The sequence below is a fragment of the Streptomyces sp. CNQ329 genome (assembly GCF_000482585.1).
Genome location: NZ_AXVU01000020.1, coordinates 96,026 through 119,920 on the forward strand (window position 1 = coordinate 96,026; position 23,895 = coordinate 119,920).

Here is a 23,895-nt window from a genome sequence, read left to right on the forward strand (position 1 = left end):
CGGAGGTGCAAGGTGTCGCTCAATGTGAACCACGAGCAGGAAGGACACGCCGTTGAGCACTCCTTCGGCGGTCCGCACAGCGATCGACCCGCTGGCGGGCACACGGGCTCCCGGCGATCCTGAGCACGACGTTCTCCTCACCGGCACCGTGTTCATGGACATCGTCTTCACCGGTCTCGAAGGTGCGCCCGTGCGCGGCAGCGAGAACTGGGCCCGCGGCATGGGCTCCAGCCCGGGCGGTATCGCGAACATGGCCACGGCGCTCGCCCGCCTCGGGCTGCGCACCACGCTCTGCGCGAGCTTCGGCACCGACCTCTACGGCGACTACATCTGGGAAAGCCTGTCGGAGAGCGAGGGCGTGGACCTCGGTCCCTCGCGGCGGCTGGCCGGCTGGCACTCGCCGGTCACCGTCTCCATGGCGTACGAGGGCGAGCGCACCATGGTGACGCACGAGCACCCCGCGCCCGCCCCCGTCTGCGCCGCGCTCCCGCGCGCCCGCTCCGTCGTGGCGTCGCTCGAACCGGGCCGCGACGAGGAGTGGGTCCGGCACGCGCACGAGAAGGGCTCGCAGGTCTTCTCCGACGTCGGCTGGGACGAGACCGGCGGCTGGGACCTGGGTGCGCTCACCGGGCTGCGCTACAGCCACGCCTTCCTGCCCAACGCCGCCGAGGCGATGCAGTACACCCGCACCGACTCCCCGGAGCAGGCCGTACGCGCCCTCGCCGAGCTGGTGCCGATCGCCGTGGTGACCAAGGGCCCCGACGGCGCCGTCGCCGTGGACGGGGTCACCGGCGAGACCGCCGACGTCCCCGGCCTGCTCGTGGACGCCCTCGATCCGACCGGCGCCGGTGACGTGTTCGTCGCCGGCTTCATGACCGGGACCCTGGCGGGCTGGCCGCTCGCCGACCGGCTCGCCTTCGCCAACCTCACCGCCGCGCTGTCCGTGCAGCACTTCGGCGGCTCGCTGTCCGCGCCCGACTGGACGGAGGTGGCCGCGTGGTGGATCGAGGCCGCCGCCCGCGCCAAGGCCGGCGACGCGGACGCCGCCGAGGTGGCCCGGCGGTACGACTTCCTGGACGGCCTGGTCCCGGCCCTGGTGCGGCAGCGTCCGCGCCGGCGGGCCATCCCGACCATCGGCTTCCGGGACGAGTAGAACGAAGGAGTTCTGATGGGATTGCGCAACAAGGGCGGCGGCAGAAGGCGGACCAGGGTTCTCGTGCCCGCCGCGCTTGCCGCGGGACTCGCCGTCATAGCCGCCGGCTGCGTGCCCGGCACCGACGGCTCCGGCGCCGTCGAGGGCGGGGGCGCCGGCGGCGTGGGCGGCCTACCGGACCCGTCGAAGGCGGGGAACGTGACGCTGACCGTCTGGGACCAGGAGGTCCGCGGCGGCACCAACGCCGAGCTGGAGCAGCTCAACAAGGAGTTCCAGGAGAAGTACCCGAACGTCAAGATCAAGCGGGTCTCCCGGAGCTTCGACGACCTGAAGACGACGCTGAAGCTCGCGCTGTCCGGCAACCGGCCGCCCGACATCGTGCAGGCCAACCAGGGCTACCCCGACATGGTCGCCTTCGTCCAGGCCGGGCTGCTGATGCCCCTGGACAACTACGCCGGTCTCTACGACTGGAACACGCGCTATCCCAACACCCTGCTGAACCTCAACCGGGTCTCCGCCGACGGCAAGCAGTTCGGCACCGGCCGGCTCTACGGCATCTCCCAGACCGGCGAGTTCGTCGGCGTCTACTACAACAAGAAGAAGCTCGCCGACGCCGGCCTCCAGCCGCCGAAGACCTGGAAGGAGTTCACCGACAGCCTCGACACGCTCAAGGACGAGGGCGAACTGCCCATCCAGTTCGGCAACCTCGACCAGTGGCCCGCCATCCACACCTTCGGTGTGCTGCAGGACCAGTTCGGTGCCGCCGAGACGCGCGACACCGTCCTCGGCCGCGGCGACGGCTTCGACAACGCGTCCACCAAGGATGCCGCCGCCGAGCTGGCCGACTGGGTCGACAAGGGCTACCTGCCCAAGGACGCCAACGGCCGCGGCTACGACGACGCCAACAAGCAGTTCGCCGGCGGCGACGGCGCGTACCTGATCACCGGCACCTGGATGCAGGCCGACCTGAAGAAGCCGATGGGCGAGAACCTCGGCATCATGCCGCCGCCGCCCGCCACCGAGGGCGGCAATCCCACCACCACCGGCGGCCAGGGCCTGTCGTGGTCGGTCACCTCCAAGTCCGCGCACCCCGAGGTCGCCGCCGCCTACCTCGACTTCATCACCGACGAGCACGCCGCCGACGTGATGACGGAGAACGGCGTGCTGCCGGCCGTACCCGGCAAGGCCGCCGACGCCCTCGACCCGGAGAGCGCCGACGGCCAGATGATCGCGGGCTGGAAGCGGCTGAACGCCGACGACGCCCTGGTCCCGTACCTGGACTACTCGACGCCCACGTTCTACGACACCACCTCCGCCGCGCTGCAGGACCTCATCGCCGGCAAGACCTCGCCCGACGGCTTCGCGGCGAAGCTCCAGGACGACTACGGGCCGTTCATGGAGAAGCAGCGCGGAGACGGCGCCGGCTCCGAGCCTGCGGGGTCGTGATGAAGTCCCTCACCGCCGGCTACGGCCGTCGCGCGCCGGGCGAACCCCGCGCGGTCGGGTACCTGTACGTCCTGCCCGCGCTGGTCATCTACGCGCTGTTCCTGCTCGTCCCGTTCGGGCAGTCGGTGTGGCTGTCGTTCCTGCACTGGGACGGCCTGACCCGGGCCACCTCCGCCGGGTTCTCCAACTACTCCGACATCTTCACCGACCCGTCCCTGCGCGCCCCCTTCGGGCACGCGCTGGTGCTGCTGATCTTCTACTCGGCGCTCCCGGTCTGCATCGGCCTGCTGCTCGCGGCGGCCATGTCGCGCATACGGGTGCGGGGCATGACGTTCTTCCGCACCGTGCTGTTCCTGCCGCAGGTGCTGGCGATGGTCGTCGTCGGCGTCGCGTGGCAGTCGATACTCGCCCCCGACGGGCTGCTCAACGACGTGCTGCGCGCCGTCGGCCTGGACTCCCTGGCCCGGCCCTGGCTCGGCGACTACGACTGGGCGCTGCCCGCCGTCGGCCTCGTCGGCACCTGGGTGATGACCGGTCTGTGTCTCGTGCTCTTCCTCGCCGGTGCCCAGCGCATCCCCAAGGAGCTGTACGAGGCCGCGCGGCTCGACGGCGCGGGCGCGTTCCGGGAGTTCTTCGCCGTGACGCTGCCGGCGTTGCGCGCCGAGATCGCGGTCGCGCTGACCCTGACGATCGTCGCCGGGCTGCGCAACTTCGACCTCATCTACGTCATGACGAGCGGCGGCCCCGGCGAGGCCACCTCCGTTCCGGCGTACGAGGTCTACCACCGCGCCTTCGAGCTGAACCAGGTCGGTTCCGCCGCCGCCGTGGGCGTCGCGCTCACCGTGCTGATCTTCACCCTGACCGTCACGGTCTCCCGGCTCGTCGAAGGGCGGCGCTCATGAGCACCAAGATCGAACGCACCTTCACGTACGGCATCCTGTCGATCTTCGCCGTCATCTCGCTGACGCCCGTCATCGGCATCCTGTCGACCGCGTTCGGCGAGAAGGGCTCGCTCAACACCGGGTTCTCGCTGCCCGAAGGCGGCATGAACTGGGGCAACTTCTCCGACGCCTGGAACCGGGGCCACTTCGGCACCTACCTCGGGAACTCGATCCTCGTGGCCGTCGTCGTGGTCACGGTCGCCACGGTGCTGTCGATCCTGGCGGCGTACGCCTTCGGCGTGATGCGCTTCCCCGGCTCGAACCTGCTGTTCTACGTCTTCGTCATCGGCCTGACGCTGCCGCAGGAGGCGCTGGTCGTACCGCTCTACTTCGACCTGCGGCACTACGAGATCACCGACACCTACTGGGCGCTGATCCTGCCGCAGACCGCGCAGTCGCTGGCGTTCGGCGTGTTCTGGATGCGGACGTACTTCCGCAACAGCGCGCAGTCCGTCATGGAGGCCGCCCGGGTCGACGGAGCGAACAGCTTCACCACGCTGTGGCGGATCCTCGTCCCCATGGGGCGGCCGGCCATCACCACGATGATCGTCATCACCTTCATGTGGACGTGGAACGAGTTCCTGATGGCGCTGGTCATGATCAGCGAGGAGGGGCTGCGCACCGTCCCGCTGGGGCTGGCGTTCTTCCAGGGACAGCAGACCTCCGACACCTCGCTGCTCGCCGCGGCGGCGGTGCTGATCGCGCTGCCGGTGGTGATCGTCTACATAGCGCTGCAGCGGCGGTTCATCGAGGGAATGCTCACCGGAGCGGTGAAGGAGTAGAAGGAGTGCACATGCCGTACGACGTGGTGACCATGGGGCGGGTCGGGGTGGACATCTACCCGCTGCAGACCGGTGTCGGCCTCGCCGAGGTCAGCACGTTCGGCAAATACCTCGGCGGGAGCGCCACCAACGTCGCCGTCGCCGCCGCCCGTTACGGGCACGGCACGGCGGTGGTCACGAAGACGGGCGCCGACCCCTTCGGCACCTTCGTCCGCGACGCGCTGCGCGGATACGGGGTCGGCACCGACTTCGTCGGCACCTCGCCGGGGCTGCCCACGCCCGTGACGTTCTGCGAGATCTTCCCGCCGGACGACTTCCCGCTCTACTTCTACCGCTACCCCAAGGCCCCGGACCTGGACCTGACGGTCGAGGAGCTGGACCTGGACGCGGTGCGCGCGGCGCGGGTGTTCTGGATGACGGGCACCGGCCTGTGCGAGGAGCCCTCGCGGGCGGCGACGCTGGCGGCGCTCGACGCCCGCGGCCGGGCGGCGCACACGGTCTTCGACCTGGACTGGCGGCCGATGTTCTGGCCCGAGGGGGCGGGGGACTCCGCCGACGGGCTCGCGCGCGGGCTGTACCGGAAGGCACTGGCCCACGCGACCGTCGCCGTCGGCAACCTGGAGGAGTGCGCGGTCGCCACGGGGGAGCGGGAGCCGCGCGCCGCGGCGCGGGCCCTGCTGGCGACGGGGGTGGAACTGGCCGTCGTCAAGCAGGGCCCGCGGGGGGTGCTGGCCGTGCACCGCGACGGAGCCGAGGCGGAGGTGCCGCCCGTGCCGGTGGAGGTCGTCAACGGCCTCGGCGCGGGCGACGCCTTCGGCGGGGCGCTGATCCACGGGATGCTGGAGGGCTGGGAGCTGAACCGGACGATCGCCTTCGCCAACGCGGCGGGGGCGCATGTGGCGGGGGAGCTGGCGTGCTCCGACGCGATGCCGACCGCGGCGCAGGTGGAGGAGCGGCTGCGCGCCGCGGGGGCGGGGTCGTGAGCAAGCCGGCTTCCCCGTCCCGTGTCCCGTCCCGTGCCGTGATCCCTTCCCCGCACTCCCGCCCCAGGGTAGGTGCGTGCGGTGACAGCGGATGCGCGCGGAGCAGCGGAGGGCACGCGGGAAGCGAGAGCGAACGCGCGGGCCGCGCCGGCGGACGCGGGCACGGGGACAGGGGGCGCGCGGGCCGCGACGTCACCCTGGCCCCCCGTTCCCCGCGCACCCGTCCCGGGGCAGGCCGCCCTGGTGACACGACGCGTACCCGGCGTTCGCGGTCGGGCAGTGCGACGATCGAAGTCCGCACCGCAACCGCTGCGACCACCGCACCCACCCGCGTACGCGCCCACTCCCCGGAGATCCAGGCATGAGCGTTGACAAGACCGGCGACCTGACCGCCACCCGTGTCCACCACCCCGAGGCCGTCGCCGCCGCGGCGGCCGCCCGCCGCCCCGCGGCCTCGCCGCTCGGCGGCGGTGACCGGGGCCGGGCCATGATCATCGCCGCTGACCACCCCGCCCGCGGCGCCAACGCCGTCGGCGGCGACGCCCACGCCATGGCCGACCGCGGCCTGCTGCTGGAACGGCTGTGCCTGGCCCTCGAACGCCCCGGCGTCACCGGCGTCCTCGCCACCGCCGACATCCTGGAGGACCTGCTCCTCCTCGGTGTCCTGGACGGCAAGTCCGTCTTCGGCTCCATGAACCGCGGCGGTCTCGCCGGCTCCGCGTTCGAGATAGACGACCGCTTCACCGGCTACGACGCCGAGACCATCGAGGCCATGGGCTTCGACGGCGGCAAGATGCTCACCCGCATCGCCCTCGACGACCCCGCCACCGCCGCCACCCTGGAGTCCAGCGCCCGCGCCGTCGACGCGCTCGCCGACCGGCGGCTCATCGCGATGGTCGAGCCCTTCCTGTCGCGCTGGCAGGACGGCCGGGTACGCAACGACCTCTCCCCGGACGCCGTCGTCACGTCCGTCTCCATCGCCTCGGGGCTCGGCCGGCGCAGCGCGTACACCTGGCTCAAGCTGCCCGTCGTGCCCGAGATGGAGCGCGTCGTCGCCGCCACCACGCTGCCCGTGCTGCTGCTCGGCGGCGACGCCGGCGGCGCGGAAAGCCAGCGCGCGGTCTTCGACGCCTGGCGCGGGGCACTGCGGCTGCCCGGGGTACAAGGGCTGGTGGTGGGCCGTTCGCTGCTCTATCCGGCGGACGGCGACGTGAGCGGGGCAGTGGACCGGGCGGTGAGCCTGCTGTGAGCGAAAAGAACGGCGAGAACGGTGTGAGCGGTGTGAACGACGACCTCGTGGTACGGAGCGGAGAAGCGGCCTCCGGCCGGTACCGTACGGCCATCAGTCCGCAGTCCGCCGGCTGGGGCTACTCCGGGCTGCGCATCCTCGAACTCGCCCCCGGCGGGAGCCACGTCCTGGCCACCGGTGACGCCGAGCACCTCGTGCTCCCCCTCGCCGGCGGCTGCACCGTCGAGGCCGACGGCGAACACCTCGTCCTCACCGGCCGCGCCGGCGTCTTCGGCGAGCCCACCGACTTCGTGTACGTGCCGCGCGACGCCGAGGTCCGCATCACCAGCCCCGGCGGCGGCCGGTTCGCGCTCCCCTCGGCGCGCTGCGAGAAGCGGCTGCCCGTGCGCTACGGGCCGGCGGAGGACGTGCCCGTGGAACTGCGCGGCGCCGGCACGTGCAGCCGCGAGGTGCACAACTACTGCCTGCCGCAGACCTTCGACGCGGACCGGCTGCTGGTCTGCGAGGTCCTCACCCCCGGCGGCAACTGGTCCTCCTATCCGCCGCACAAGCACGACGAGGCGCGCCCCGGCGAGGAGAGCGAGCTGGAGGAGATCTACTACTTCGAGGTCGCCGAAGGCCCCGACGGCCGCCCCGGCATGGCGTACCAGCGCGTCTACGGCACCGCCGCACGGCCGTTGGAGGTGCTGGCCGAGGTGCGCAGCGGCGACACCGTGCTCATCCCGCACGGCTGGCACGGCCCGTCGATGGCCGTCCCCGGCTACGACCTGTACTACCTGAACGTCATGGCCGGACCCGGCGCCGAGCGGGCCTGGCTGATCTGCGACGACCCGGCACACGGCTGGATCCGCAGCACCTGGGACGACCAGGAGACCGACCCGAGGCTGCCGTTCGCGGGAGGGACGCGATGAGCGAGGCACACGGCAACGACACCGTCAGGCTCACCACCGCCCAGGCGCTGGTGCGCTTCCTGGCCGCCCAGTACAGCGAACGCGACGGCGTCGAACAGCGCCTGATCCCCGGCATGTGGGGCATCTTCGGCCACGGCAACGTCGCCGGCGTCGGCCAGGCGCTGCTGCAGGCGGCCCGCACCGGCGAGGCGGAGCTCCCGTACCACCTGGCCCGCAACGAGCAGGCCATGGTCCACTCGGCGACCGCCTACGCCAAGGCGGCGAACCGGCTCCAGACCTACGCCTGCACCTCCTCCATCGGCCCCGGGGCCACCAACATGGTCACCGGCGCCGCCCTCGCCACCACCAACCGGCTGCCGGTCCTCCTGCTCCCCGGCGACGTCTTCGCCACCCGCGCCGCCGACCCGGTGCTCCAGCAGCTCGAAGACCCGCGCAACGGCGACCTCACCGTCAACGACGCGCTCCGCCCGGTCTCCGCCTACTTCGACCGCGTCGACCGCCCCGAACAGCTCGTCCCCGCCGCGCTCGCCGCGATGCGGGTGCTCACCGACCCTGCCGAGACCGGCGCCGTCACCCTCGCGCTGCCGCAGGACGTCCAGGCCGAGGCGTACGACTGGCCCGTGGCGTTCCTGCGCCGCCGGGTCTGGCACGTGCCCCGCCCCGCGCCCGAGCCCGCGGCGCTGGCCCGCGCCGTCGCGCTGCTGCGCGGCGCCCGCCGGCCGCTGCTCGTCGCCGGCGGCGGCGCGGTGTACTCCGAGGCGTGGGAGCACCTGCGGGCGTTCGCGCTGCGCACCGGCATCCCGGTCGCCGACACCCACGCCGGCAAGGGCGCCGTGCCCTGGGACCACCCCTGCGCCGTCGGCGCGCTCGGCTCCACCGGCACCGCCGCCGCCAACGCGCTGGCCGCCGAGGCCGACGTGGTCCTCGGCGTCGGCACCCGCTACAGCGACTTCACCACCGCGAGCCGCACCGTCTTCGCCCGCCCCGGCGTGGCGTTCGTCAACCTCAACGTCGCCCGCCTCGACGCCGTCAAGCACGCCGCGGAGCCCCTGGTCGCCGACGCCCGCGCGGGCCTCGAAGCCCTCGACGCGGAGCTGGCCGGCTGGCAGGTGGACGACGCCTACCGCGCGCGGGTCCGCGAACTCGCCGACGACTGGCACCGTACCGCCGACGCCGTCTGCCGCCCCGAACGCGGCCACGGCCCGCCGCCCGCGCAGACCGAGATCCTCGGCGCCGTCAACGACCTGACCGGCGACCGCGACGTCGTCATCAACGCCGCCGGCTCGATGCCCGGCGACCTCCAGGCCCTCTGGCGGGCCCGGGACCCGAAGGCGTACCACGTCGAATACGCCTACTCCACCATGGGGTACGAGATCGCCGCCGGGCTGGGCGTGAAGATGGCCGCACCGGACCGCGAGGTCGTCGTCCTCGTCGGCGACGGCTCGTACCTGATGCTCTCCCAGGAGATCGTCACCGCGGTCTCCGAGGGCCTGAAGCTGATCGTCGTCCTCCTCGACAACGGCGGCTTCGCGTCCATCGGCGCGCTGTCGGAGTCCCTGGGTTCGCAGCGCTTCGGCACCCGCTACGCCGGCCGCAATCCCGACACCGGCGAACTGGACGGCGGGCCGCTGCCGGTGGACCTGGCCGCGAACGCCGCGAGCCTCGGCGCGGACGTGCTGCGGGCGACGACGGTCGCGGAGTTCCGGGACGCCTTCGTCCGGGCCAAGGAGGCGGAACGCACCACGGTGGTGCACGTCGTCACCGACCTGACCGGGCCCAACCCGCCGAGTTCCGCGTGGTGGGACGTGCCCGTGAGCGAGGTCTCCGAGCTGGATTCCACACGCAAGGCGTACGAGGAGTACCGCGACGGCAAGCGCGCCCAGCGCCCGTACCTCTGACCTCCGCGCCCGACCGCAACGCCGCACTTCCCCGAGCAAGTTAAGCGAGACCCTCATGCACACGATCGAGCACTGGATCGCCGGCGCCGCCGCCGGTTCCGCGTCCGCCGCCTCCGCCCGCACCGCCCCCGTGTACGACCCGGCCACCGGCCGCGAGCAGGCCCGCGTCCTGCTCGCCGGGACCGCCGACGTCGACGCCGCCGTCAGCGCCGCCGCCCGGGCGTACGAGACCTGGCGCGACAGCTCGCTGTCCCAGCGGATGCGCGTGATGTTCGCCTTCCGGGAGCTGCTGGCCAGGCACGAGGACGAGCTGGCCCGCGTCATCTCCGCGGAACACGGGAAGATCATTTCGGACGCGCGCGGCGAGATCGTCCGCGGCCGGGAGGTCGTCGAGTACGCCTGCGGGATAGCCGATGCCCTCAAGGGCGGCTACTCCGACCAGTACTCGCGCGGCGTCGACGTCCTCTCCTTCCGCGAGCCGCTGGGCGTGTGCGCGGGCATCACGCCGTTCAACTTCCCCGCGATGGTGCCGCTGTGGATGCACCCCCTCGCGATCGCCACCGGCAACACCTTCGTGCTCAAGCCCAGCGAGCGCGACCCGTCCGCGTCCAACCTGATCGCGCGCCTCTACGCCGAGGCCGGGCTGCCCGACGGCGTGTTCAACGTCGTCCACGGCGACAAGACCGCCGTCGACGCCCTCCTCGACCACCCCGGCGTCGCCGCCGTCTCCTTCGTCGGCTCCACACCCATCGCCACGTACGTGCACGAGCGCGGTACCGCCGCCGGCAAGCGCGTCCAGGCGCTCGGCGGCGCGAAGAACCACGCCGTCGTGCTGCCGGACGCGGACCTGGAGTACGCCTCGGACCAGCTCGTCGCCGCCGCCTACGGCTCCGCGGGCGAGCGCTGCATGGCGGTCTCCGTGGCCGTCGCGGTCGGGGACGCGGCGGAGCCGCTCGTCGAGGCGCTGGAGCGGAAGGCGCGCGCGGTGCGCGTCGGGCCGGGCGACGACCCGGCCAGCGAGATGGGCCCGCTCGTCACCCGCGCCGCGCAGGAGCGCGTCGGCGGGGCGGTCGCTTCGGCGGCGGCGCAGGGCGCGACGGTCGTGGTCGACGGCCGGGACCTGAAGGTCGCCGGCCACGAGGAGGGCTTCTTCACCGGGCCGACGCTGCTCGACCACGTCAGCGCGACGATGGACGCGTACCGCACCGAGATCTTCGGCCCGGTGCTCGCGGTCATCCGCGTCGCCACCCTGGACGAGGCGATCGCGCTGATCAACGCCAACCCGTACGGCAACGGCACCGCGCTCTTCACCGGCGACGGCGGCGCGGCCCGGCGCTTCCAGCGCGGGGTGCACGTCGGGATGGTCGGCATCAACGTGCCGGTGCCGGTGCCGATGGCCGCGTACTCCTTCGGCGGCTGGAAGGACTCGCTCATCGGCGACAGCCCCGTGCACGGCCCGGAGGGCGTGCGCTTCTACACCCGCCCGAAGGTCGTCACCACCCGCTGGCCGGCCGGCGGCGACCCGGCGGCCCGCGCAGCGGCGTTCGCCTTCCCGACCGCCCACTGAGCCGCCCGGCACCCGAGTGACGCGCTCCGACCACCGAGAGGCCGCACCCTCATGACGAACGTACCCGCCGCCCCGCGCCCCGCCGCCGGTAATCTCTGCCTGGGCTCCGCCCCCTGTTCCTGGGGGGTGTGGTTCCCCGAGGAGGAGCACCAGGTTCCGTACACCCGCTTCCTCGACGAGCTGGCCGAGACCGGCTACAAGTGGCTGGAGCTGGGCCCGTACGGCTATCTGCCCACCGATCCGCAGCGCCTCGCCGGCGAACTCGCCGAGCGCGGCCTTCAGGTCTCCGGCGGCACGATCTTCGGCGCCCTGCACCGCCCGGCCGAGTGGGACGCGACCCTGGCCGCCGTCCGCCGCGTCGCCGAGCTGACCGCCGCCGCCGGCGCGCACCACCTCGTGCTCATCCCGCCGCTCTACCGCGACGAGAAGACCGGCGACTTCACCGAGCCGCCGGAGCTGACGGCCGCGCAGTGGACGGCGCTCGGCAAGGCCGCCGACGACCTCGGCAGGATCCTCCTGGACGACTACGACGTCCGTCTCGTCGTCCACCCCCACGCCGACAGCCACATCCAGACGCAGCCGGAGATCGAGCGCTTCCTGAACGCCACCGACTCGCGGTACGCCAACCTCTGCCTGGACACCGGGCACGTCGCGTACGGCGGCGGCGACAACCTCGACCTCATCCGCCGCTACGCCGAGCGCATCGGCTACGTCCACATCAAGCAGATGGACCCGGTGATCATCGAGCAGGTCCGGGCCGAGAACCTGTCGTTCAGCGAGGCCGTCAGCCGCGGCGTGGCCGTCGAGCCGCCCGCGGGCGTGCCGCATCCGGGGGAGATCGTCGAGGCGCTGTCGCATCTGGACGCGGAGCTCTTCGTCGTCGTGGAGCAGGACCTGTGGCCGTGCGAGCCCGACGTGCCGCTGCCGATCGCGGTCCGCACCCGCGACTACCTGGCGGGCGTCGGCCTGAGCGGCACGCGCCGGCCCCGCTGAAGCGGCCCGCTGAGAACCAGTACTGAGGAGCAAGAAGCCATGACCGTACGCATCGGAGTCGTCGGCACCGGCGCCATCGGCCGCGAGCACATCGAGCGCATCAGCCGCGTCATCAGCGGCGCCCGGGTCAGCGCCGTCGCCGACATCGACGCGGCGCTGGCCGGGAAGGCCGCGGCGGAGGCGGGCGGCGCGCGGGTCGCCGAGGCCGCCGACATCGCGGGGTCGCTGATCGCCGCGGACGACGTGGACGCGGTGCTGGTCTCGTCCTGGCATGCCGCCCACGCCGAGCACGTACTCGCCGCCATCGCCGCGGGCAAGCCGGTGCTCTGCGAGAAGCCGCTGGCCACCACCGCGGAAGACGCGCTGCGCGTGCTGGCCGCGGAGGAGGCGTACGGGCGGCGGCTGGTGCAGGTCGGGTTCATGCGCCGCTACGACCCGGGGTACCGGGAGCTGAAGCGCGTCATCGCCGGCGGCGGCATCGGCCGGCCGCTGATGATGCACTGCGCCCACCGCAACCGGTCCGCGCCCGAGCGGTACACCACCGAGATGGCGGCGCAGGACACCGGCGTGCACGAGATCGACGCGGCCCGCTGGCTACTCGACGACGAGATCGTCTCGGCGCAGGTCATCCTGCCGCGCGCCACCGGACGCCGCTTCCCGCACCTGCAGGACCCGCAGTTCATGCTCTTCGAGACGGCCGGCGGGATCCGGATCGACCTGGAGGTCTTCGTCAACTGCCAGTACGGGTACGACATCCAGTGCGAGACGGTCGGCGAGACGGGCCTCGTCCGGCTGCCCGACCCGGCGCGCGCCGAGGTCCGTGCGGCGGCGCGGGTCGGCACGGAGATCGACCAGGAGTGGGGCGGCCGCTTCGCCGAGGCGTTCGACGTGGAGGTGCAGGCGTGGGTCGACTCGGTGACCGCGGGCGCGGCCACCGGGCCGAGCGCCTGGGACGGCTACGCCGCCACGGCGGTCGCGGCGGCGACGGTCGAGGCACAGCGCACGGGCGCGGTGGTGGACGTGGACCTCGTGGAGCGCCCGGCGTTCTACGCCTGACGGGCCCGGCCCCGCCCGGCGGCTGACGCGCCTCGCGTCCGCCCCCGACACGCCGGCCGGTCCGGTGGCCCGCCACGGCGGCCGGCCACGACGGTCGGTTCCGGCAGCCGGTCCGGTGTCCGGCCACGGCGGCCGGTCCGCCCGCCGGCCTCCCGCTTTCCGGGCCGGGGCACCGCCCCGGCCCCGCCGCGCTTCCCGCGGCCCGGCCCCCACCGCGGGGGGAGGGGCCGGGCCGCGGGAACCCCCGCCCCGCTCCGGGGCGTCTCTGTGAGGCAACAGGCGTGTCCACAGGGGGGTACGGATGTCGCTGACGGAGCCGCCGATGCTGAGCCGGCCGTGGTGGGTGGGCGTGACGACGACGCTCGGCCGGATCGCCTACGCGCTGGGGGCGTTACCCGCGGCGCTGATGGCGCTGATGATCCCGTGGTTCCGCGGCGAGCGGGAGTACTGTTCGCCGCCCGACCACGCCGGGCCGTGCGACCGCATCCAGGAGATGGGCGCGGGCGCCGCCGCCGGGCTGGGCCTGGGCGTGCTCGCGCTGCTGCTGGCCGGCGCCGTCGCGCAGTCCGCCGGCGGGCGGCTGGCGGAGGCCGGGCGGCAGCGGCTCGGGGTCGCGCTGGTGGTGGGGGCGCTGGCGGCGCCGGCGGTGACGTACGTGATGCTGGTGTACGGCTACACGGCGGCGTAGCGGCCTACCGGCCGCTCAGGCGTCGTCGCCGGCGAGGACGTCGTCCGCGTCGACGATCCGGTACGCGTACCCCTGCTCGGCGAGGAACCGCTGCCGGTGCGCGGCGAAGTCCTGGTCGATGGTGTCGCGGGCGACGAGCGAGTAGAACCGCGCCTCGTGCCCGTCCTCCTTCGGCCGCAGCACCCGGCCGAGCCGCTGCGCCTCCTCCTGCCGCGAGCCGAACGTGCCCGAGACCTGGATGGCGACCGTGGCCTCCGGCAGGTCGACCGAGAAGTTCGCGACCTTCGAGACCACGAGGACGCTTATCTCCCCCCTGCGGAAGGCGTCGAAGAGCTTCTCCCGGCGGGTGTTGGTCGTCTCGCCCTTGATGACGGGCGCGTCCAGATGCTCGCCCAGCTCGTCGAGCTGGTCGATGTACTGCCCGATGACGAGGGTCTGCTCCCCGGTGTGCCGGGCGACCAGCGCCTCCGCGATCCTGCGTTTGGTGTCGGTGGTGGCACAGAAGCGGTACTTCTCCTCCGCCTCGGCCGTGGCGTAGGCGAGCCGCTCGGCGTCGGTGAGGTTCACCCGCACCTCGACGCAGTCGGCGGGCGCGATGTAGCCCTGCGCCTCGATCTCCTTCCACGGGGCGTCGAAGCGCTTGGGTCCGATGAGCGAGAACACGTCGGACTCGCGGCCGTCCTCCCGCACGAGCGTGGCCGTCAGCCCGAGCCGGCGGCGCGCCTGCAGGTCGGCGGTGAACTTGAAGACGGGCGCGGGCAGCAGGTGCACCTCGTCGTAGACGATCAGCCCCCAGTCGCGGGAGTCGAAGAGTTCCAGGTGCGGGTAGACGCCTTTGCGGCGCGTCGTCAGCACCTGGTACGTGGCGATGGTGACCGGCCGGATCTCCTTGCGGGCGCCGCTGTACTCGCCGATCTCGTCCTCGGTCAGCGACGTCCGGCGCAGCAGCTCGCTCTTCCACTGGCGGGCCGCGACGGTGTTCGTCACGAGGATCAGCGTCGTCGCCTTCGCCTCGGCCATCGCCCCGGCGCCCACCAGCGTCTTGCCCGCCCCGCACGGCAGCACGACGACGCCGGAGCCGCCGTGCCAGAAGCCCTCGACGGCCTGCTTCTGGTACGGGCGCAGCGCCCAGCCGTCCTCCACCAGCGAGATCGGGTGGGCCTCCCCGTCCACGTACCCGGCGAGGTCCTCGGCGGGCCAGCCGAGCTTCAGCAGCGCCTGCTTGATCTGCCCGCGCTCCGAGGGGTGCACGGCGACGGTGTCGTCGTCGAGCCGCGTGCCGACCAGCGGCCGGATCCGCTTGGACCGCAGGATCTCCTCCAGCACCGGCCGGTCGGTGGTGGACAGCACGAGACCGTGCGCGGGGTCCTTGGTCAGCGTCAGCCGCCCGTAGCGCGCCATGGTCTCGGCGACGTCCACGAGCAGCGCGTGCGGCACGGGATAGCGCGAGTACGTGACGAGGGCGTCCACGACCTGCTCGGCGTCGTGCCCGGCGGCGCGCGCGTTCCACAGGCCGAGCGGCGTGACGCGGTAGGTGTGGATGTGCTCCGGTGCGCGCTCCAGCTCGGCGAAGGGCGCGATGGCCCGCCGGCACTCCTCCGCCAGCTCGTGATCGACTTCCAGCAGGAGCGTCTTGTCCGACTGCACGATCAGACAGGACATGCGGACGACCTCCTCCCCCTGCTGCCACACCCGGACCGGACCCGCGGGGAACTCGGGGAAACTCGGGAAACAGGGAAGTCTACCTCGGTGCGGTGAGGCCGTGCGGCGAGCCGGCGGCCCTCAGCTCATGGCCCTCCTCACCAGCTCGGTGACCGTCTTCTCGGCGGCGGGCGTGAGTTCGGTGACGGCGAACGCGGTCGGCCACATGGTGCCCTCGTCGAGGTGCGCCGCGTCGTTGAAGCCGAGGGTGAGGTAGCGCGCACCGAACTTGGCGGCGGGCTGCACGAAGCAGACGATCTTTCCGCCCTTGCCGTTCCTGGTGCCGGAGGCGTACGCGGGCATCCCGTACCAGAGCCGCGGCGCCAGCTCGGGCGCCGCCTCGGTGATGAGGGTGTGCAGCCGCCCCGCGATGGTCCGGTCGGACTCCGGCATCTCGGCGATCTTCTCCAGCACCTCGGCCGCGAGGTCCGCCGCGGAGCCGCGCTTGCCCTTCCTGACTTCCTTCGCGCGGTCCTTCATGGCCGCGATCTCCGCCTCGGAGAAGCCCTCGTGGGATCCGCCCTCGCCGGCCGGGGCCGCCTTCTTCGCGTCCGTCATGGCAGTGCCTTTCTGGGGTCTGACCTGGTACGTCCCTCAGGCTACGGAGAACCGGCGGCCACGACTTCTCGAAAACTGACCGCTCGGGCGGCCGGGTTCGAAAGGGCCGGGCGGTCAGGCGCGGGTGAGCCGACACGGTGAAGGGGTCCGGGGGCCGCGCCCGACAGGCCGCCCGCCCCGGGAGCGTTCCGCGTCAGGCGGGGCCGTCGGCGAGTTCCGCGGCGCCGGTGATGCGGTGGAGGGGGTAGGTACGCACCTCGTCGGCGGTGTGGTCGTACGCGGTGACGTAGCCGCCCTCGACCCGGACCGGGGCGATGACGCGCTGGCTGGCGGCGCCGTCGGCGTTGACGTAGCCGATCCAGACGGCGGCGTTGCCGAGGACGGCGGCCTGGAGGAGGGCGAGGGTCTCCGCGGAGGGGGTGCGGGGGAGTCCGCCCGAGGGCTCCGGGGTGTGCAGGGTCTCCGCCGCCCGGGCGGTCTCCGGTGGCTCCGGGGTTCGCCGGGCCTGCGGGGCCTGCGCGGTGCGCAGCGGGGCGGTGGCGGCGCGGTCTCCGGCCCGTACGGCGCGCACGGCCGCCGCGAGGAGGGGCGCGTCCGGCGTCGGCGGGCCGTCGGGCACGGGCGCCGGCGGCGTGCGGGGCGGGGTGCGGTGCGCGGCGGTACGGGCGACGAGGACGGCGCCGTCCGGTGACTCGGCGGCGGGGGCGTAGCCCATCGCGCGGAGCCGGGCCAGCAGCCCGTCGGGCGGGAGGGGGGTGACGAGGACGGTCGGCGCGAGGTGGCGCAGCCGCAGCTCGGCGGAGCGCCGGTCGGCGACGATCTCGGCGAGGAGCGCGTCGTCGTCACAGCGCAGATACGCGCCGGCGGCCCCGATCCGCAGCCGGCCGTGCTTGCGGGCGACGTCGTCGATGAGGTAGCTGAGCGGCTGCGGCACGGGGGTGCGGGAGTGGGCGGCGAGGAAGTCGTGCAGCTCCGCGGCGGACCGCCCGGCGTCGAGCGCGCGGCGTACGGAGTCCTGGGTGAACCGGTAGACGGTCGCGCCGCCCTTGGACTCGACCTCGGCGAGGACGCCGAGGACGGCGGCGAGTTCGCGCTTGAGCGGGCCGGGGGCGATGGCGGTGAGGTCGGCCTGGAGCAGCACGTGGTCGACGGGCGGCGGCAGATGGGGCGCGAGCGCGGCGGCGGCGCGGGCGACGGCGGCCCGTGCTTCGGCGGGGGTGGTCTGCTCCGGGGCGGTGGCGGTGGCGGTGGCGGTGGCGGGGTGCGGCCAGGCGGCGGGTCCGCCGGAGGTGTCTGTGGTGTCGGGTCCGGCGGCGGCGGGGGTGGTGGGGGTGCCGGTGTCGGCGCCGGCCGGCGGCGGGAGGGGGCCGCTGTCGGAGGGGCGGCCTACCCTGGGGCGGGTGTGCGGGGGAGAGGCGTTCGCGTCTTCGGCGGCATGCTCCGCGCCCGGGCCGGCGGCATGCTCCGCGCCCGGGTCCGGGGCGGCCGGAGCCGGACCGGTCCCTCCCGCCGCGGGCGCGTCGCGGGTTCCCCCCGGCGCCGCCAGCAGCGCCGCGCCGTGGGCGGCCAGGGCGCCGCGGCCCGTGACGCCGAGCAGCTCCGCCTCCGCCAGCGTCCAGCGGGCCAGCCGGGTGCGCAGGTCGTCCTCCTCGCCCTCCGCCGGGGCCCCGCCGCGCGGCGGGCGCTCCCAGCGGAGCCGGGCCACCACCGAGTCCGCCGTCGCCGCCGTGCCCTCGGGCAGCCCGGCGAGGAGCCGCAGCACCGCGCGGCGTACCTCCGGCGCCGCGCCGCGGTCCAGGCCCTCGCCCAGCGCCGACAGCACCCGGCCCTTGCCGTCCCGGCCGCCGGCCAGACCCGGCGTCCGCGTCGCCGCCAGCCACGCCGCCGCCAGCTCCGCCCACCGCTCGGCCGCCGGCAGCGCCAGCCACTCGTCGTACGCCGGCGTCGGCGCGTACCGCTCGTCCGTCTCCCCGTCCGAGGCCAGCAGCCCCGCCGCGTAGGCCAGCTCCACCCAGAACGCCGCCTGCTGCTCCGTGACGTCCAGGGCCGCCGCCGTCCGCTTCAGCTCCCGTACGGCCAGGCCGCCCGCCCGCAGCACCGGAGGGCTCGCCGTCGCCCACTGGCCCAGCAGTTCCTCGACCGTCTCCACGGCCGCCGCCGCCTGCCCCGCGGCCGTCGCGTCCACCACCCGCTTCCCGTACGACCCGGCCGCCACCGGCTCCGGCGGCACCGCCGCCACGATCCGGTGCGCCCGCCCGGCGCGCAGGTGCAGCGCCACCTCGCGCGGCAGCAGCACGCTGCCCGGCGCCGTCGGCAGCAGCAGCCCCCGGTCCAGCAGCCACCGCACGTGCGCCGGCGGCTGCGCGGACACCGTCCCGTACGGCGGTCCCCACGTCAGCCGCCCCAGCACCGTCACGGCCTCCGGCGGCGCCTGGTCGAGCAGGTCGGCCATCCGCTGGGGGTCGCGGAAGAGGGCGGTCAGCGACTCGACGGCCGAGACGGGGTCATGAGTGGTCGCCAGGCCCGCGTTCGCCAGTACTTGCTGCAGCCGGCCCGGGGACATCCCCGTCGCGGCCTCCGCGGCGGTCGGTCCCAGCCCGGTCGGCGAGCCCGACGCCTGCGGCGCCAGCAGCTCCCGTGCCGTACGCACCAGCCGCAGCCGCCGCTCCTCCCCCCACACCAGTGCCTGCGTCCGCAGCTCCGCGACGGCGCGCGGCAGCGCGGCCACCGTGTCCGGCTCGTCGCCCATCAGACCGGCCAGCACGTCGTACGGGCAGGGGTCCGGCGCGATCGCGAGCGCCTGGGCGGTCTGCTGCGTGAACCGGTCGAGGCGTTCGAGCGCGCGGACGACGGAGGCGCGGGTGCCGGCGCGGGTGGCGAGTTGGGTGAGGTCGCCCGGTACGGGCGTGAGCAGATCGGGCCGGGCGCGGAGCAGCTCGGCCAGCGCGGTGTCCGGTCGGCCGCGGAGGTCCTCGGCGAGGGTCCGGGCGGGGTTGCCGGTCGTCATCCGTTCCACAGTAGTCGCCGCCGGACGGGGCGGACCGGACGGAGCCGGGTGGGGGGGTGCGCCGCAGGCCGGGGGCGGTGCGGGCAGGCACCGCCCCCGGCGGGGTACGCGCGGCCCGCGGCCGGTTCGTTCCGTACCGGGCCGCAGCCCCCCGCCGGGCGAGGACGCCCGGCCGGGGGCTACGTCGGATCCGCGCCCATCGTGTCCAGCACCGGAGGCGCCGGCTCCACCGGCTTCGGCATCACCGCGGCCTCCGAGTGGCCCCCGCACCCGTACGCGAGGGAGACCACGTGACCGTCGGCCGGGGCGAACTCGTTCGCGCAGACGCCGAAGGCGCGGCGCAGCGACCCCGCGAGCGGCATGAGGAAGCCGCAGCTCACGCACGATGCCGGCGCGGCCTGCGCCATCGGCGTCTTGGGGCCGTACTCCTCTTCCCAGCGGTCGGCGGCGCTGTGCAGGCCGTAGCGGGAGAGCACCCGGCGGCGGGTCATGCCCAGTTCGTCGGCGACAGAGGCGATCTCCGCGCGCCGCGGCAGGCCGCCTCCGGCCTCCGGACCGGCCTCGGCCTCCTCCGCGGCGGCCTCACCGGCGGCCTGGGGGGCCTCGCCGGCCTCGCCCAGCTCCTCGTCGCCGACCGCGAGCCCCGGCTCCAGCCGCAGGTCCTCGCCCTCGGTGGGCAGCAGGTCGCCGGGGCCCAGATCGCCGGGGCGCAGCCGCTCGCTCCACGGCACCCATTCCGGTGCCAGCAGCGCGTCCGGGCCGGGCAGGAGCACCGTCTCGTCCAGGGTCACGGTTCGCGCGCGGGACGCCCGGGTGACGGTCACCGCCCAGCGCCAGCCGCGGTAGCCCGGCAGCCGGCAGTCGAAGAGGTGGGTCACCACGCGCGTGTCGTCGGCGGTGACGCCGATGTGCTCGCCGATCTGCTCCGCACCCGCGACCTCCTCGGCCGCCGCACGGGCGAGGTCGACCGCGTCGGCGCACTGCTGGTCGGGGGTGACGCGGCTGCGTACCGCGGCACCGCGCACGGCGGGCGTCTTGGCGGGGCTGTTCGCAGGGCTCATCTGGCTCACAGTCTTTCGGTACGGACGGCCGGGCGGGCATGGGGGCCGAGGGAGCGGACCGGGGGGCCGCGTCAACGCTCGTCTCCTCACGACACACTCAGAGCCGCATCGTTCACCCTACCTGGCGCCGCACCGGGACCGTACGCCCACCGCCATCCCCCGGGGTCCGCCGCGCCCCTGCGCCCCCCGCCGGCCTGCCGCGTGCCCCGTACGGACCACCCGGCGAACCCGGGATGACCGCATGCGCCCCCGCGTAGTTCTCGCCCTACGGTCCCGCGTACGGGCACTATGGCGAGGTGGTCGAAGACCGGACGGCTCCCGTGGCCGGCCCGCTGCAGCAGGCGGGCCGGGCGGTCGGCCGTGCCGTGCGCCGGCCGGTCGTCGGCGCCGGCAGGCGGATCCGCCGCGCCACCGACGCGCAGGGCGCGGGGGAGTCGGGCCTCGGGCGGCTGATGGAGCTGCACATGGTCAACGCCGCCGGCGACATGATGATCACCATCGCGCTGGCGTCGACGGTCTTCTTCTCCGTGCCGACGGACGAGGCCCGCGGCCGGGTCGCGCTCTACCTGGCCATAACGATGGCGCCGTTCGCCCTGCTCGCCCCCGTCGTCGGCCCGCTGCTGGACCGGATCCCGCACGGCCGTCGCGCCGCCATGGCCGGCACCATGCTGGCGCGTGTGCTGCTGGCGCTGGTGCTCTCGGGAGCGGTGAAGACCGGGGACCTGAGCCTGTATCCGGCGGCGCTCGGGGTGCTGGTGTGCTCCAAGTCGTACGGGGTGGTGCGCTCGGCCGTCGTGCCGCGGCTGCTGCCGCGGCGCATCTCGCTGGTGAAGGCCAACAGCAGGGTCACGCTCGCCGGGCTGCTCGCCACCGGCATCGCCGCGCCGGTCGGCGGGCTGCTGCACGTCATCGGCCCCGGCTTCCCGCTCTACGGGGCGATGGTCATCTTCGGTTTCGGCGTCTTCCTGGCGTTCCGGATGCCGCCGGTCGTCGACTCCGCGCGCGGCGAGGGCAAGGCGAAGCTGGCGTCGGGGGAGGAGAGCCGGCCGCGTACGCCGTCGAAGCCGGGGCTGCGCTCCGTCGGCCCCTCGGTGCTGCACGCGCTGCAGGCCAACTCCTCGCTGCGCGTGCTGTCGGGGATGATGACGCTCTTCCTGGCGTTCCTGCTGCGCGACAACCCGCCGGGCGGGCTGCGGCCGGAGCTGACGCTCGGCATGGCGGCGGTCGCCGCCGGCACGGGCAACGCGCTGGGCTCGGTCATCGGGTCCTGGCTGCGTTCCCGCGGGCCGGAGAAGCTGATCGCCCTGCTGCTGACGCTCGCCCTGGCGACGACGGTGCTGGCGTCGGTCTTCTACTCGCTGCCGGCGGTGATCTGGGTGGCGGCGATGGCGGGGTTCGCGCAGTCGCTGGCGAAGCTGTCGCTGGACGCGCTGATCCAGCGGGACGTGCCGGAGTACGTGCGCACGTCGGCGTTCGCGCGCTCCGAGACGGTGATCCAGTTGTCGTGGGTCGTGGGCGGCGCGATCGGCATCCTGCTGCCGCTGAACGGGGTCGGCGGCATGGCGGCGGGCGCGGTCGTCGTGGCCGTGGGGCTGGCGGTGACCGTGCGGGGACTGCTCACCGCCGCCCGGCACGGCACGCCGCACCCGCGCGTGGCCTGACCGGGGCCGACAGGTAGCCTGCCCGCATGACCCCAGCGCCCGCCACCACCGCGTTCTCCCGTGCCCGCGGCCTTCGCAGCCGTCGCGGCGCGGCGGCTCTCGGTGCCGTCGTCCTCTCCGCCTTCGCCCTGTCCGCGTGCGAGAAGCCGACGCCCGTGGCGCAGATCACGGTGGGAGCCCGGACGGCGAGCACGGAGGCGCAGTGCTACAACGACGGGAAAGACATCCCCAACGACGAGCTTGAGAGCTGTGTGTCGGAGAGCGCGGAGAAGTCGATCACGGTGGACGCCGGCGAACCGGTGCGGATCGGCGTGGAGCCGGACATCGCGGACAGCGGATGGGTCCTGTTCGTGGACGGGCGGCTGGTGACTCCGCAGCCGAGCAAGCACACCTACGTGTCGTACAACGCGGACCAGTTCTTCAACGCGCTGTCGCAGCCGGGGCAGGCGCCGGCGCCGAACGCGAAGGCGAAGGTCGGCATCGTGGAGATCGACGGCGACGGCGACTACAAGGGCGCGTGGAGCTTCGATCTGAAGCGGGAGCAGTCCTGACGGGACGGCGGCACGCGGCGGCGCACGGGTGGTGTCAGCGGACCGGCCTACCCTTGGGCGGGTGCGTGGGGGTGGTGTGATGGCCGGCGAAGACGCGGGGTCCGGTACGAAGGCGGACGACGTGCGGGACTCAGGGCCGGGGTCCGTCCCGGGGCCCGGGGCGCGGGTGCTGGTGGTCGTCGCCGTTGCCGCCGAGGCCGAGGCCGTCGCGCGGGCGGGACGGGGGTACGACGTCGTGGTCGGCGGCGTGGGACCCGCTGCCGCCGCCGCGGGCGCGGCCACCGCGCTGGCCGCGGCACCCGTTCCGTACGACCTCGTCATCGCCGCCGGAATCGGCGGCGGCTTCGCGGGTGCCGCGCCCGTGGGCGGTGTGGTCGTGGCGGACGAGATCGTGGCCGCGGACCTGGGGGCCGAGACGCCGGACGGCTTCGTGCCCGTCACGGAACTGGGCTTCGGCACCGTCGTGCACCGCCCGCCGCCGCGGGCGGCCCGGGCGGCGGCGGAAGCGACCGGTGCGGTGCTGGGTACCGTGCTGACCGTGTCCACCGTCACCGGCTCCGCCGAGCGGGCCGCCGCGCTGCTGCGCCGCCATCCGCGTGCCGCCGCCGAGGCCATGGAGGGTTTCGGCGTCGCCGAGGCCGCCGCCCGGCACGGCGTCCCGGTGCTGGAGATCCGCGCGGTGTCCAACGCCGTGGGCCCCCGCGACCGCGCCGCCTGGCGCATCCCGGCGGCGCTGACCGCCCTGACGGCCGCGTGCGCGGCCCTCCCCTGTGGAGAGGAGTCCCGATGACCTCGCCGAGCACCCCGGGCGCCGCCCCGGACCCGCTCCGGATCGCCTACTCCCCCTGCCCCAACGACACCTTCGTCTTCCACGCCTGGGCCCACGGCCTCGTCCCGGACGCCCCGCCGCTCGACGTCACCTTCGCCGACATCCACCTCACCAACGGCATGGCGGAGCGCGGCGAGCTCGACGTGCTCAAGGTCTCGTACGCCGTGCTGCCCTACGTTCTCGACCGCTACGCGCTCCTCCCCTGCGGCGGCGCTCTCGGCCGGGCCTGCGGGCCGCTGGTGCTGACCGCCGGGCCGCGGCGCCCCGGCGACCTCGCCGGGCGCACCGTCGCCGTGCCCAGCGAGCGGTCGACCGCCTACCTGCTCTTCCGGCTCTGGGCCGCGGCCGAGGTGCCGGGCGGGGTCGGGGAGGTCGTGGTCATGCCGTTCCACGAGATCATGCCCGCCGTCCGTGACGGCAAGGTCGACGCGGGGCTCGTCATCCACGAGGCCCGCTTCACCTATCAGGGTCACGGCCTCCACTGCCTGGCCGACATGGGCGAGCACTGGGAGGCCACCACCGGGCTGCCCATCCCCCTCGGCGCCATCGTCGCCCGCCGGGACCTCGGCGCGGGCACGCTGCACGCGCTCGCCGCGGCGACCCGCGCCTCGGTGCACCGGGCGTGGGAGGACCCGGAGGCGTCACGGGCGTACGTGAGGGAGCACGCGCAGGAGATGGACCCCGCGGTGGCGGACCAGCACATCGGCCTGTACGTCAACGAGTTCACCGCCGACCTCGGCGAGGACGGCTACGCGGCCGTGCGCGGCCTGCTCACCCGGGCGGCGGCGGAGGGCCTGGTGCCGTCCGTCCGCCCGGACACGCTGGCGTTCCCGTAGCGGCCGGTACGGGCCCGGGGCCCG

The 23,895-nt window shown here is 74.3% G+C and carries 20 protein-coding genes; 16 read left to right on the top strand and 4 right to left on the bottom strand.

The window, feature by feature from the left end:
• The first annotated feature begins 52 nt into the window (after positions 1-52).
• The 12 genes from I003_RS0115825 (at position 53) to I003_RS0115880 (ending at position 13,667) form a co-directional block, all read left to right on the top strand.
• Complete coding sequence (locus I003_RS0115825; protein WP_027772413.1) at positions 53-1,153, top strand: PfkB family carbohydrate kinase; 1,101 nt, start codon at positions 53-55, stop codon at positions 1,151-1,153.
• A gap of 15 nt (positions 1,154-1,168) precedes the next feature.
• Complete coding sequence (locus tag I003_RS0115830) at positions 1,169-2,599, top strand: extracellular solute-binding protein (protein ID WP_486584239.1); 1,431 nt, start codon at positions 1,169-1,171, stop codon at positions 2,597-2,599.
• Positions 2,599-3,501 carry a carbohydrate ABC transporter permease gene (locus I003_RS0115835; RefSeq protein ID WP_027772415.1) on the top strand — a complete coding sequence of 301 codons (903 nt, stop codon included), beginning with the start codon at positions 2,599-2,601 and terminating at the stop codon, positions 3,499-3,501. Before I003_RS0115830 ends, I003_RS0115835 begins: the two co-directional genes overlap by 1 nt.
• Positions 3,498-4,322 (top strand): carbohydrate ABC transporter permease, encoded by an 825-nt coding sequence (locus I003_RS0115840; RefSeq protein ID WP_027772416.1) that lies wholly within the window; start codon positions 3,498-3,500, stop codon positions 4,320-4,322. The genes I003_RS0115835 and I003_RS0115840 overlap by 4 nt, the downstream gene beginning before the upstream one ends.
• Before the next feature lie 11 nt (positions 4,323-4,333).
• Positions 4,334-5,305 carry a 5-dehydro-2-deoxygluconokinase gene (gene iolC, locus I003_RS0115845; RefSeq protein ID WP_027772417.1) on the top strand — a complete coding sequence of 324 codons (972 nt, stop codon included), beginning with the start codon at positions 4,334-4,336 and terminating at the stop codon, positions 5,303-5,305.
• A gap of 361 nt (positions 5,306-5,666) precedes the next feature.
• Positions 5,667-6,554, top strand: coding sequence for a Cgl0159 family (beta/alpha)8-fold protein (locus I003_RS0115850; RefSeq protein WP_027772418.1), 888 nt, complete (start codon positions 5,667-5,669; stop codon positions 6,552-6,554).
• Between the two features lie 32 nt (positions 6,555-6,586).
• Positions 6,587-7,465: a 5-deoxy-glucuronate isomerase gene (gene iolB / locus I003_RS0115855; protein WP_486584242.1), complete on the top strand. Its 879-nt coding sequence runs from the start codon at positions 6,587-6,589 to the stop codon at positions 7,463-7,465.
• Complete coding sequence (gene iolD / locus I003_RS0115860; RefSeq protein WP_027772420.1) at positions 7,462-9,363, top strand: 3D-(3,5/4)-trihydroxycyclohexane-1,2-dione acylhydrolase (decyclizing); 1,902 nt, start codon at positions 7,462-7,464, stop codon at positions 9,361-9,363. The genes iolB and iolD overlap by 4 nt, the downstream gene beginning before the upstream one ends.
• Positions 9,364-9,418: 55 nt before the next feature.
• Entirely contained in the window at positions 9,419-10,930 is a 1,512-nt protein-coding gene (locus I003_RS0115865; RefSeq protein WP_027772421.1) for a CoA-acylating methylmalonate-semialdehyde dehydrogenase, read from the top strand.
• A gap of 51 nt (positions 10,931-10,981) precedes the next feature.
• A complete protein-coding gene (locus I003_RS0115870; RefSeq protein ID WP_027772422.1) occupies positions 10,982-11,923 on the top strand; it encodes a sugar phosphate isomerase/epimerase family protein in 942 nt (313 codons plus the stop codon).
• Positions 11,924-11,962: 39 nt separating this feature from the next.
• Positions 11,963-12,979, top strand: coding sequence for a Gfo/Idh/MocA family protein (locus I003_RS0115875; RefSeq protein ID WP_027772423.1), 1,017 nt, complete (start codon positions 11,963-11,965; stop codon positions 12,977-12,979).
• Between the two features lie 301 nt (positions 12,980-13,280).
• Positions 13,281-13,667, top strand: coding sequence for a hypothetical protein (locus I003_RS0115880; RefSeq protein ID WP_051368266.1), 387 nt, complete (start codon positions 13,281-13,283; stop codon positions 13,665-13,667).
• 15 nt (positions 13,668-13,682) lie between these two features.
• Here the strand turns inward: I003_RS0115880 and I003_RS0115885 are convergent, their stop codons facing one another.
• The 4 genes from I003_RS0115885 to I003_RS0115900 form a co-directional block, all read right to left on the bottom strand.
• Entirely contained in the window at positions 13,683-15,329 is a 1,647-nt protein-coding gene (locus I003_RS0115885) for a DNA repair helicase XPB (RefSeq protein ID WP_027772425.1), read from the bottom strand.
• Between the two features lie 120 nt (positions 15,330-15,449).
• Complete coding sequence (locus tag I003_RS0115890) at positions 15,450-15,926, bottom strand: DUF1801 domain-containing protein (RefSeq protein ID WP_027772426.1); 477 nt, start codon at positions 15,924-15,926, stop codon at positions 15,450-15,452.
• Positions 15,927-16,119: 193 nt separating this feature from the next.
• Positions 16,120-18,933 carry a helicase C-terminal domain-containing protein gene (locus tag I003_RS0115895; protein WP_027772427.1) on the bottom strand — a complete coding sequence of 938 codons (2,814 nt, stop codon included), beginning with the start codon at positions 18,931-18,933 and terminating at the stop codon, positions 16,120-16,122.
• Between the two features lie 179 nt (positions 18,934-19,112).
• Entirely contained in the window at positions 19,113-19,958 is an 846-nt protein-coding gene (locus I003_RS0115900; RefSeq protein WP_027772428.1) for a DUF3027 domain-containing protein, read from the bottom strand.
• A 332-nt stretch (positions 19,959-20,290) separates the two neighbouring features.
• On the opposite strand from I003_RS0115900, the gene I003_RS0115905 reads away from it, so the two are divergent.
• The 4 genes from I003_RS0115905 to I003_RS0115920 all read left to right on the top strand — a co-directional run bounded on the left by I003_RS0115905 (position 20,291) and on the right by I003_RS0115920 (position 23,871).
• Complete coding sequence (locus I003_RS0115905; RefSeq protein ID WP_037720937.1) at positions 20,291-21,655, top strand: MFS transporter; 1,365 nt, start codon at positions 20,291-20,293, stop codon at positions 21,653-21,655.
• 26 nt (positions 21,656-21,681) lie between these two features.
• Positions 21,682-22,206, top strand: a complete 525-nt coding sequence (locus I003_RS0115910; protein ID WP_027772430.1) for a hypothetical protein — start codon at positions 21,682-21,684, stop codon at positions 22,204-22,206.
• Between the two features lie 79 nt (positions 22,207-22,285).
• The gene (locus I003_RS0115915) at positions 22,286-22,996 is read left to right on the top strand and encodes a futalosine hydrolase (protein WP_486584240.1); all 711 of its coding nucleotides are present in this window, start codon (positions 22,286-22,288) and stop codon (positions 22,994-22,996) included.
• Positions 22,993-23,871: a 1,4-dihydroxy-6-naphtoate synthase gene (locus I003_RS0115920; RefSeq protein WP_027772432.1), complete on the top strand. Its 879-nt coding sequence runs from the start codon at positions 22,993-22,995 to the stop codon at positions 23,869-23,871. The genes I003_RS0115915 and I003_RS0115920 overlap by 4 nt, the downstream gene beginning before the upstream one ends.
• Positions 23,872-23,895: the final 24 nt, after the last annotated feature.